Below are 3,420 nucleotides of genomic sequence, written 5' to 3'. Positions count from 1 at the left end.
CCGCATGCACTTTCTTCACGGCTTTAATCATTTCACTGATGTGGCTATTCTTCGATACATAAGCGGAAGCCCCAGAATCAAGGACTCTTTGTGCTGAAGGGGAATCTGTCAATGCAGAGACGACGACAACCTTGATGTCATCACTGACTTTCTTAATACGTCGCGTGGCTTCAATGCCCCCTATACCGGGCATTTTGATATCCATAAGCACAACATCTGGCTTATGTGATTGAGCTGAGTCGATGGCGTTTTCACCTGAGTCAGATTCACCAATCACATTTATGGATACGTCATCCTGCAACATACGTGAGATCCCTGCGCGAATAAGATCGTGGTCATCAACCACTAATACGTCTATCACTTGACACCTCGCACTATGTTATCGCTAAGACACATAACAGTAAGTTCGTCGTTTACATTATTTTTCACTTATAAGCGAAGTGTATGACCTTTCCTGAAAAATGTGAAACCTTTGCTTCAAAAGCCTCCTACCAAGCACTTTTTTTTAGAAGTATTTCACGAGTTCAAATTGCACATGATCCTCACTTTGCAAAAATCTCGTTTTCTGCGAGGAGTCGGTCGCTGCATTAAGGATATCCATTGGATCAGTGGTCAAATGAGGTTTCCCGTCAAAGACCCAAGCATTTACAAAAAGCTTTACATCGCTTGTGAGGCGCTGGCTTGCCTCAAGTGAGTAGATACGTTCATGAGTTTTGTGATCAAGAATACCGCCCAATAGTATTTCGGAAGAGTCTTCATCATTAAACGCATAACGCCATCCAACAAACACGTCTTGCTCAAACGTTATGCGACTATCACTCTTACGATCATCGTATAAATATTCAGCAATCCAACCCAAATCTGCATAACTATCAAAGATCCCAACCTGCGTGTATTCAAATCCTGCCACGGCGGCAGAGTAACGAGAGTCGATTCCTTTCGTTGAAATACCTTCGAACTTTAGTAACCATGACTCATAAATATACTGGAGTTCCAAACCCGTTTGATCGATCTGTTCATAAAATGGAACAAAAGCAGAAGGCGTCATCGGGTTATTCGGCGCCAATATTGGCGTTCGCCCAGTACCAGAAAAATGAGAAATCGCGAAATCAAGATCGTCGATGTAATGCGAATAACGTGCGGCAAAGTCTTGATGATTCTCTTCAGCGCCTGATTCGTACTGTGCATGATCCAATTCAATTGGCAGGGGCAAACTCAAACGCCCTTCTATATCATTAAAAGTACGCTCTCTAAAATAGGGCAACCAAAACAAATCGATCGTCCCCCAATCATATTCTGAAGAGAACTGCACCATCGGTTGACCAAGCTTATCCTCACCATCGACTGACTCTACACCATCAGTCTGGTTTACAATATCGACTAGATGCAGCGACTCAGTAACACCCCAAAACACTTTGCTTACGCCCGCTTTTAGCGACCAATTGCTTCCTATGTATGTATACGCAGCTTCTCTCAAATCAGCATGACTGCGCTCGTCGTCATTCCTGTCATAACGTCCAAAAAGTAATACTTCGTAATCACCGCCAAGGACTTCTCCATCGTAGCCCAGCTCTAAACGCCCAGAGGTTTGACTCTTATCTTGTCCATATAATCCAGATTCCGAAAAGCCTCGCCATTCGACACCTAATTCAGCTTCAAAAGAAGAAAACGCAACGCTAGGAAAAAAAGCTGAAACGAAGGCAATTCTGCGCAAAACCATGGACACCACCAAACTTGTTATTATTGGGCGAATTCTGCCCGCAATTGCGATCTGCGAATAGAGCAAGTCTTGGAAAAGATTTATCCATAAACTTTACAAACAAAAAAACACTGTATACATTTACAGATACTGGATATAAAAACAGATAACCCAATTGCGGTAATTGACATGGAAAAACTCACCAAACGACAAAGCGAAGTGCTCGCTCTGATAAAAACCTACGTAGATGAAACAGGTTATCCACCAACACGTGCAGAAATCGCAAATGCTCTCGGCTTTCGATCTCCGAACGCTGCAGAAGACCACATCAAAGCACTTGCAAAAAAAGGCGCTATCGAGATTGTTCCAGGTGCTAGTCGCGGCATTCGACTACCTCAAGATGAGTCGGCGAATGATGGCCTACCTATTGTTGGCCAAGTAGCTGCAGGTAATCCGATTCTAGGTGAAGAGAACATCGAAGATTACTGCACCCTGCAACCCGAATTCTTCAATCCCTCAGCTGACTACCTCTTACGCGTAAGAGGTATGAGTATGAAGGACATAGGGATACTCGATGGCGACTTATTAGCTGTACATAAAACTGAGCAAGCTAAAAATGGCCAAGTCGTTGTTGCGAGAATTGAAGATGAAGTGACCGTAAAACGCTTTTTCAAAAACAAACATACTGTAGAACTGCATGCTGAGAATGAAGAATTTCAACCAATCGTTGTTGATCTGAAAGAACAGCATCTCGCAATTGAAGGTTTAGCCGTTGGCGTTATCAGAAAGGATACAATCCAATGAATGAAGCATACATCCAACAAGATCTAGGTTTTAACGACAAGGCACTTAATACTTCGTTTATTGAAATAGACGCTCCAAATAGCGCAAAAAAAGAAGCGAACGTAACAGAGATTATTATCGCGAAGTCAAAAGCAGATAGTGTTCAAATGCTATTGCCTATGCTTACAAAGCTGAATCAAGAACAACGCTGGCTCGCATTAATAGATCCGCCTAGCGAACTACTGCATCGATGGAAATCTGAACGAAAAACAGATCTCAATGAAATAATCGTTCTTCGATCAAACAAGCAAATATCCGGTGATGCGCTATGTCAAAAAGCTTTAGCAATGGGTACCTGCCATGCAGCTATTTTATGGACAAAAGGCATCAACAACGAGTTTTTTGAACAGCTTGAACGCGCATCGATTGAGGGTGATAGTCACGGAATTCTAGTCAGAAGTAGATAGAAAACATGACAAACTAGATATTACATATAGAGATAAAGCGCACTATGGATAATTTACTGTGCGCTCAAAAAATGGGTTGAGTTTAATGTACTGTTGAAGGGACTTCTTCTTTTTGCTGCGCTTCGTATGCAGCTTTTGACTTTACGCTTGCGGTTTGAACACCGGCACCGATCATCGCTTTTGCAACTTCTACAGAATGCTCACGCAAGTACTCACTAACTTCCTCAGAAAACTGGATCGTTACTAATGCACCTTCTTCATCGATTCGTTTTAAAACAAATTCACCATCGTCTTGCTGAACAATCTCTAAGAAAGAACTATCTGCAGTACTCACACTTACTCCACAAATCTATTTTCATTAACGATGAATGGTATCACAGGGAGACATAGGCTCTCTATGCTCTGAGAGGATCAAAGCGTCATTAAATATAAAATTTATTAAATTGAAAGAAATAACAATATTTCTTCTTC

5 protein-coding genes are annotated in these 3,420 nt (G+C 41.9%); 2 read left to right on the top strand and 3 right to left on the bottom strand.

Annotated features, from left to right (window positions below; all coding sequences use genetic code 11):
• Both A3738_RS10050 and A3738_RS10045 read right to left on the bottom strand, forming a co-directional pair.
• Window positions 1-361: response regulator (locus A3738_RS10050; RefSeq protein WP_156504177.1), on the bottom strand; the 361-nt coding region annotated here is incomplete at its 3' end.
• Between the two features lie 144 nt (window positions 362-505).
• The gene (locus A3738_RS10045; RefSeq protein ID WP_082878314.1) at window positions 506-1,720 is read right to left on the bottom strand and encodes a hypothetical protein; all 1,215 of its coding nucleotides are present in this window, start codon (window positions 1,718-1,720) and stop codon (window positions 506-508) included.
• 168 nt (window positions 1,721-1,888) lie between these two features.
• Between A3738_RS10045 and lexA the strand changes: the two genes are divergently transcribed.
• Together lexA and A3738_RS10035 are read left to right on the top strand one after the other, a co-directional pair.
• On the top strand, window positions 1,889-2,503 hold the full coding sequence (gene lexA, locus A3738_RS10040; RefSeq protein ID WP_068476329.1) for a transcriptional repressor LexA: 615 nt from the start codon (window positions 1,889-1,891) through the stop codon (window positions 2,501-2,503).
• The gene (locus A3738_RS10035) at window positions 2,500-2,949 is read left to right on the top strand and encodes a SulA-like leucine-rich domain-containing protein (protein ID WP_068476331.1); all 450 of its coding nucleotides are present in this window, start codon (window positions 2,500-2,502) and stop codon (window positions 2,947-2,949) included. The genes lexA and A3738_RS10035 overlap by 4 nt, the downstream gene beginning before the upstream one ends.
• Before the next feature lie 82 nt (window positions 2,950-3,031).
• Here the strand turns inward: A3738_RS10035 and A3738_RS10030 are convergent, their stop codons facing one another.
• Window positions 3,032-3,283, bottom strand: coding sequence for a hypothetical protein (locus A3738_RS10030; RefSeq protein WP_068476333.1), 252 nt, complete (start codon window positions 3,281-3,283; stop codon window positions 3,032-3,034).
• Window positions 3,284-3,420: the final 137 nt, after the last annotated feature.

The organism is Oleiphilus sp. HI0066 (genome assembly GCF_001635725.1).
Note: the sequence above shows the minus strand (reverse complement) of the source record. Positions and strands in the feature narration are given on the sequence as shown.

Bases quoted from the DNA above. Each gene is read 5' to 3' on its own strand.
- A3738_RS10045 (WP_082878314.1), bottom strand. From the start codon at position 1,720: ATGGTTTTGCGCAGAATTGCCTTCGTTTCAGCTTTTTTTCCTAGCGTT.
- lexA (WP_068476329.1), top strand. From the start codon at position 1,889: ATGGAAAAACTCACCAAACGACAAAGCGAAGTGCTCGCTCTGATAAAA.
- A3738_RS10035 (WP_068476331.1), top strand. From the start codon at position 2,500: ATGAATGAAGCATACATCCAACAAGATCTAGGTTTTAACGACAAGGCA.